5 protein-coding genes and 1 pseudogene are annotated in these 6,323 nt (G+C 37.7%); all 6 read left to right on the plus strand.

Annotation, left to right across the window (positions count from 1 at the left end; translation table 11 throughout):
- Positions 1 to 221 precede the first annotated feature (221 nt).
- The 6 genes and pseudogenes from O9295_RS00215 (at position 222) to O9295_RS00240 (ending at position 6,271) form a co-directional block, all read left to right on the plus strand.
- Positions 222 to 1,406: an AAA family ATPase gene (locus O9295_RS00215; protein WP_288030828.1), complete on the plus strand. Its 1,185-nt coding sequence runs from the start codon at positions 222 to 224 to the stop codon at positions 1,404 to 1,406.
- Positions 1,403 to 2,185, plus strand: a complete 783-nt coding sequence (locus O9295_RS00220; protein ID WP_288030831.1) for a DUF3226 domain-containing protein — start codon at positions 1,403 to 1,405, stop codon at positions 2,183 to 2,185. The genes O9295_RS00215 and O9295_RS00220 overlap by 4 nt, the downstream gene beginning before the upstream one ends.
- A 239-nt stretch (positions 2,186 to 2,424) precedes the next feature.
- Positions 2,425 to 3,489, plus strand: a complete 1,065-nt coding sequence (locus tag O9295_RS00225) for a glycosyltransferase family protein (protein WP_288030833.1) — start codon at positions 2,425 to 2,427, stop codon at positions 3,487 to 3,489.
- A gap of 24 nt (positions 3,490 to 3,513) precedes the next feature.
- On the plus strand, positions 3,514 to 4,473 hold the full coding sequence (locus O9295_RS00230) for a NodZ family protein (RefSeq protein WP_288030835.1): 960 nt from the start codon (positions 3,514 to 3,516) through the stop codon (positions 4,471 to 4,473).
- A 73-nt stretch (positions 4,474 to 4,546) separates the two neighbouring features.
- Positions 4,547 to 4,957, plus strand: a pseudogene (locus O9295_RS00235) (PQQ-dependent sugar dehydrogenase); the annotation flags it as partial.
- A gap of 141 nt (positions 4,958 to 5,098) precedes the next feature.
- Positions 5,099 to 6,271, plus strand: a complete 1,173-nt coding sequence (locus tag O9295_RS00240) for an RNA-guided endonuclease InsQ/TnpB family protein (RefSeq protein WP_288030836.1) — start codon at positions 5,099 to 5,101, stop codon at positions 6,269 to 6,271.
- The last annotated feature ends 52 nt before the right edge of the window (positions 6,272 to 6,323 follow it).

Below are 6,323 nucleotides of genomic sequence, written 5' to 3' on the forward strand. Positions count from 1 at the left end.
AACCCTTATATAGAAAGGCATTTGGCGATTTTTGTCAATTATTTTTGATCTAGAGCGAACTAATCAATTAAGTCTCTTGCCAGATAAGGATTTAGTCGATTTATGCCCCCCTATCGAACCATACTAAGTAACGAAGAACCAGAAGTTGATTAAATTAAAACTTCAATACATTTGAGGAGATAACTTAGTTTTTTGTCACCCTTTTCAGCTAAACTAAGTTTATGACTAAAAGCCTAGAAAACATTACCATTCACCAGTTTAGAGGACTGCGAGAGCTTGAGCTAAAGAATCTCGGACAGATTAACCTGCTTGTGGGAATTAATAATTCGGGAAAAACCAGCGTTCTCGAAGCGTTATCTATTTACTGTCATCCCTTAGATCTAAAAGTTTGGCTAAATACTGCTAGACAAAGAGAACAAGAGTACAGAGTTTCTCGGACTCCTTATCTAGATTCCCTACAGTGGTTATTTACCCACGATGCAATGATTGAGCAAGAAAAACTTAATCACGGGGTTATATCAATCACAGGAAATGGCTCCTTTAAAGTTCAGAAAATCGAGGCAATTTATGAAGAACTCGAAGGAATTATTTTAATTGACAGTCCCGAAGACAAGCTTCATCCTAATGAGATAATTAGCGAAGAAAACGAAGATTTAATCGATAATAATGAAGATTTATGGGAAACAAGAAAAGGTATCAACTTATCGATAACAGTATTTCTGGCTCAAGAACAATTAATAAGTTTAATTAATTATCCCCAAAATCCCCTGAAAGAAAACTATCAACTTTGGGAAAATAGCTCTCTCTCTAGACTATCGGGAAAAAAAGAACCTAGCTTACTAACTTCTCTGGTTAGTCCCGCTTCTCATCGTTCTGATATTGGTCAATTTCGATTGCTTTCAGAAGTGAGATTTGCCAATTTTAAAACAGATGTTATCGATTTACTGCGTCAAATGGACAGTAATATTTCTGACTTAGAAATTCTCTTACCTCCTCATTCTTTATATTCCAGATTTAATATTTATATTCAACATGAAAAATTGGGACTTGTCCCCGTTAGTACCTTTGGTGATGGGGTGCGTCGCTTACTTCATATTGCCCTCAAACTTGCCAGTGTTAAAGGTGGAATTTTATTCATTGATGAATTAGAATCAGCTATTCATACAGAGGCACTGCAAAGTTCTTTTAATTGGTTAGTTAAATGGTGTCAAAAAATGAATGTACAACTGTTTGCTACTACCCACAGTCTAGAAGCTGTTGATGCTCTGTTAGAAGTTACTGAACGAGAATCAGATTTGGTGCTTTATCGTCTCGAACCAAAGGAAAATTATACTAGAGTAGTTAGACATGATTGGACTCGATTAAAAAGCTTACGAGAAGACTTAGGACAGGAGGTTCGTTGGTGAGTCGAGAACATATATTGATTGGAGTGGAGGGTAATCATGATCAAGCTTTTCTGGTGAAAGTTATGTGTAAACTGCTGGGGTTTTCTAAATGTGAAGAACTCTCAAATCTAGAGCCAATTTGGAAAAAATTTATTCCGAAATATCCTCCTCTTAAAACTGGAAAACTTTACATCAGACTCGATATGCCATCTATTCTTTATACTGAGACTTTATCCGTGGCAATTTATGCCGGGGGTGGCAGTGAATTAATTAAAAATTTAACCAATAAACTTGCCGATATAGATTATAACGATCAATTATCAGCTTTTGCCATTATTGCCGATGCGGATAAAGATAACCCGGCAGAAGTTGCTCGCAAATATCATCAGGGTTTTCGGGAATATTTTCCCGACTTTCCCACGGTAGTAGCTGCCACGGGAACTATTCAAGAAAATAAACCAAGAGTCGGATTATACATACTGCCTAATAATGTTGATCAAGGTGTCTTAGATACCCTACTTTGTGATTGTGGAAAAATCGCCTATCCTGAATATATGAAGAGGGCAAAAGCATATATTCAACAGTTTTCTGAGGAGGAAATTAGTCAAATTGGCTGGAAACCTTTTGATAAAGAAAAAGCCACTATTGCCGCCATTGCTAGTATTCTTAAACCGGGAAAAACCAACACCGCAACTATTTCTGATGATCGGTGGATTAGCGAGCAAACTTTAACGCAAATACCATCACTACAAAATCTCTTAAATTTTCTAAAACAACTCCTCAAAATGGAGTCAATATAATTATATTGATCTGCTGAAAACTTGGAGAGTTACCAACTAGGAAGTTATGGTTAATAAGTGGTCAGGCAAAGGAGACAGTATATCCGAACATTATAGTAAAAGTTTTCTCTCCAGTTAAGGTAAAAAAATTCTAGCTGGGAGTTATCGAAGTGTAATTAAGCTTGACACAGTCAAATTAAGGTGTTACCATATTGGGCATGATTTGTGCAGATGTTAAAATTTTTGTTTTGCGGTAGTCTATGAATTTAACAAATTTACCAATGTCTCTTGATGAAGTACCTTTACCTAGTTCTTTGCCGCCAGTTATTTTAACAGTTTTTACTCGTCCCGCTCTACTCAAGGAAGTTTTAAAGGGTTTAACCCAACAGACTCTATTTCCTCATCAGATCATTGCCTATGTGGATGGAGCAAGAAATGAACGTGATATACTCCTGATTGATCAAACAATTGCCTTACTGCAAGAGTTCTCTAGTAAAATTCCAGTAGATATAAGGTTAAGACCACAAAATTTGGGCTGTGATCAAAATGTCATTTTGTCCTTGACAGAAGCACTGTCCACTTATGAATCTGTTGTTTACTTGGAAGATGATAACTTTCCCAATCCATATTTTTATGATAGGATGTGCCGTCTGCTAGAGGCATACCGTGAACAAAAAAAAATCTTTTCGATTAGCGGATATGCAGCCTTTCCAGAGCAAGCATATCATTTGATCGAAGAGGATTTTGCTCTCTCTCGTAGAGTTTTTTCTTGGGGATTCGGTATCTGGGCCGATCGCTGGAATGATATCGCTCTCATCAATCAGCCAAAACAATATAATCCTTTTGGAAAGTTCTATAATATACCCGCCACCGTGCAAACAAAAATGACTATAATAAACCAGTTCTGGCTAGAGAGAAATGAGCAAACTGACTGGGTTATTACTCTTACTCTTGCATCTTTGTATCAAAATCGGGTTCATCTCATTCCCAAAACTTCTTTGATCTATAATATTGGTTTTGGACACCCAGAATCTAAAACCTATAAAGGGAAAGAAGCATCATGGGTAAACTCTGCCTATAGTTTCTCATTCCGCCCCAATAGCTTACCTAGCAGTCTTGAGTTAATTGACCTCTTAAAAAATGAGATTAGTGGGGTAGAATTAGCGCATTACCTGTATCGCAAGGGTGTTTATATTGATTTAGAAGCACTATTTTACTACCTAAAAAAATATCGTGATCTTCAAAGTCGCCTAGAATTTGTCAAGCTATTTATGGCTCACTCCCCCTTTAGTTTCAAAAAAACTCGCCGTCGCCTAGGTTTATAGTTTAGTAGATACTTAATAGAAAATATGAATAGCTCTAGAAAATTTCTGATTTGTAAAGGTTCCTCTGGCATGGGGAACCGAATTCTGGCCGCCTGTGGTGCAATAATCTATAGTGAAATTAGTAATCGCCAGTTAGTTATTGATTGGCGGGATAATACTTATTGTCATGACGATATCAATTCCTTCCCTCTATTTTTTAACTGTCCAAAGACCAGTTCAGTAGAATCTATACCTGATAGCAAGTCTGTCTATCCTGAGATATGGATTGATAAGTTAGATCAATCTTTTGGTGGACTAAGAAAAGATTTAAGGATTTCGGATCAATCTATGTCGGTTGAATTATCTAGAACAAATTATGAGAGTGAGATTCTCGTTTTCTGTGCTTATACTCATAAAATCAACCAGATGAGACAACTTTTTCATGGGAAGTTCGATTACTTGGCAAAAATGGATGATCGTACTATTATCAAACAGGTATTAAACTCTCATCTAAGCCTGAAACCTGAAATTGTTCAGTCTATCGAAGATTTCCGATCATCTTACTTTGGAGTGAATACCCTAGGCGTTCATGTCAGATACACAGACATGAAGATTCCTTTAGATAAGCTAATTACTAAGACTAAAAAAATCAACAAAAAGAATAAATTCGACAGAATTTTCTTGTCCACAGATTCTCAAGAAGTTGTTGAAAAATTTCAACAGGAATTTCCAAATATTATCACCACACCAAAATGGTTTCCACCATCGGGAGAAAGAATGCACCAGAACTGGGATCAATGTCCCGATCGCATTCAAAATGGCATAGAAGCATTAATGGATATGTATTTGTTAGCCAGTTGTAATGATTTGATTTTTTCTTCTCAGTCCTCCTTTGGTTTAGTGGCATCAATCCTAAGTAAAGCCAGTAAACAACATCTCCACGATGTTAATTCTTCTTCATTCATTGAAAAAGTCAAAGCGAAAATTAGAGGTATTGCCAAATAGTTTGTACGAGCCATTAACCCGAACCAACCTTAATGATGTCTATGCCATGGCAAACTTGGGGAGTTACCAACTAATGCTTAATTCTCTCAATCGCCTTTTCTCCCCTTTAGTATCTAGCGTTTTTACTACCATAATTATCTCCAGTTGTCAAGGTGCAAATGTATTAACTTCGGCGAATAATTCCCAGACCAATCAATGGCAAAAAGTGACCGTAATCGAGGGTTTAGAGCATCCTTGGTCGATGGTTTGGCTACCTAACGGGGAAATCCTCATCACAGAGCGCCCCGGTCGTTTAAGAGTAGTTAGAGAGGGCAAATTAGACCCAAAAGCCATCGCTGGAGTTCCCGAAGTTTTTGCCGTCGGACAAGGAGGACTGCTCGATGTGGCAATTCATCCCCAATTTGCCCAAAATCGCTGGATTTATCTAACTTATGCCCACGGAGACCAGGAAGCTAATCGTACCCGCGTCGCTCGTGCGGTTTATCTCAAATGTCGGGGTGAAGACCCTCGCGCTTAGGGACGGGATGAAACCCCGACCAATATAAAACAGCGAAGCACGACTAAAATCTTGACAATCTATGCTGTACAGGTTAATATAAAATAAGTTGTTTGAGGTCGATAAACAATGATTGTCTTAGAAATGAAAGCCGTGGTCAAACCAAGTCAGTGTTCTGCCATTGATGAAGCTATTCGTACAGTACAATTCATCAGAAACAAAGCATTAAGGCTTTGGATGGATGCCAAGAGGGAAGATAAAATTGATAAATATTCTCCCAATAAATATTGTGCAGTTCTCGCCAAACAGTTCAAGTTTGTCGATACTCTAAATTCTATGGCTAGACAAGCATCGGCCGAACGGGCTTGGTCAGCTATTGCCCGTTTCTATGACAATTGTAAGAAAAAAATAAAAGGTAAAAAAGGCTATCCCAAGTTTCAGAAAAATAATCGTTCTGTGGAATATAAAAACTGTGGGTGGAAACTATCAGAGGATAGAAAGAAAATAACTTTCACAGATAAGAAAAACATTGGGACGGTTAAACTAAAAGGAACTAGAGACCTAAACTTTTATCCTATAGACCAAATTAAACGAGTTAGAATTGTTAAACGAGCGGATGGTTACTATGTCCAATTCTGTCTAAGTGTTGATATTCGGGAATATGCGAAACCCCTAGAACCGACTAAAAGATGTGTGGGATTGGATGTAGGTTTAAAAGTTTTCTACGCTAATAGTGATGGGGAAACGGTAGAAATACCGCAATACTATCAACCGGCAGAAAAAAGATTAAACCGTCTAAATCGGAAAAAATCTAAAAAGTTTAGAAAAGGTCAACCTCAGTCAAATAACTACCAAAGGGCCAGAAAGAGGTATGCTATAAAACATTTAAGAGTAAGTAGGCAACGTAGAGGCTTTGTCGAAAAAGAGGCATTGCGCGTCATTAAATCTAACGATTTTATCGCTCAGGTCAACTTAAATATTCAAGGCATGGTAAAAAACTCTAGACTAGCTAAATCTATTAATGATGTGGCTTGGTCCACTTTTCGGCAATGGTTAGAATATTTTGGTTTTAAATATGGTAAGGCTACGGTAGCAGTAGCCCCCCATAACACGAGTCAAAACTGTTCTAATTGTGGTCAAAAAGTCCCTAAATCTCTATCGACGAGAACCCATGTTTGTCCCCATTGTGGCTATGTAGAAGATAGAGATATTAACGCCGCTATCAATATTCTCAAAAAGGGACTAAGTACCGTGGGACACACGGAAACTAATACGCTTGGGGAGAGATTCCCTCTGGTTTGATTGGATACGTCCTGTCAGATTAAGGAAACTCGATGAACCAAGAATCCCTCGC

Origin of the sequence: Microcystis sp. LE18-22.4A, from assembly GCF_027531105.1 — a bacterium.
Classification (GTDB): Bacteria; Cyanobacteriota; Cyanobacteriia; order Cyanobacteriales; family Microcystaceae; genus Microcystis; species Microcystis aeruginosa.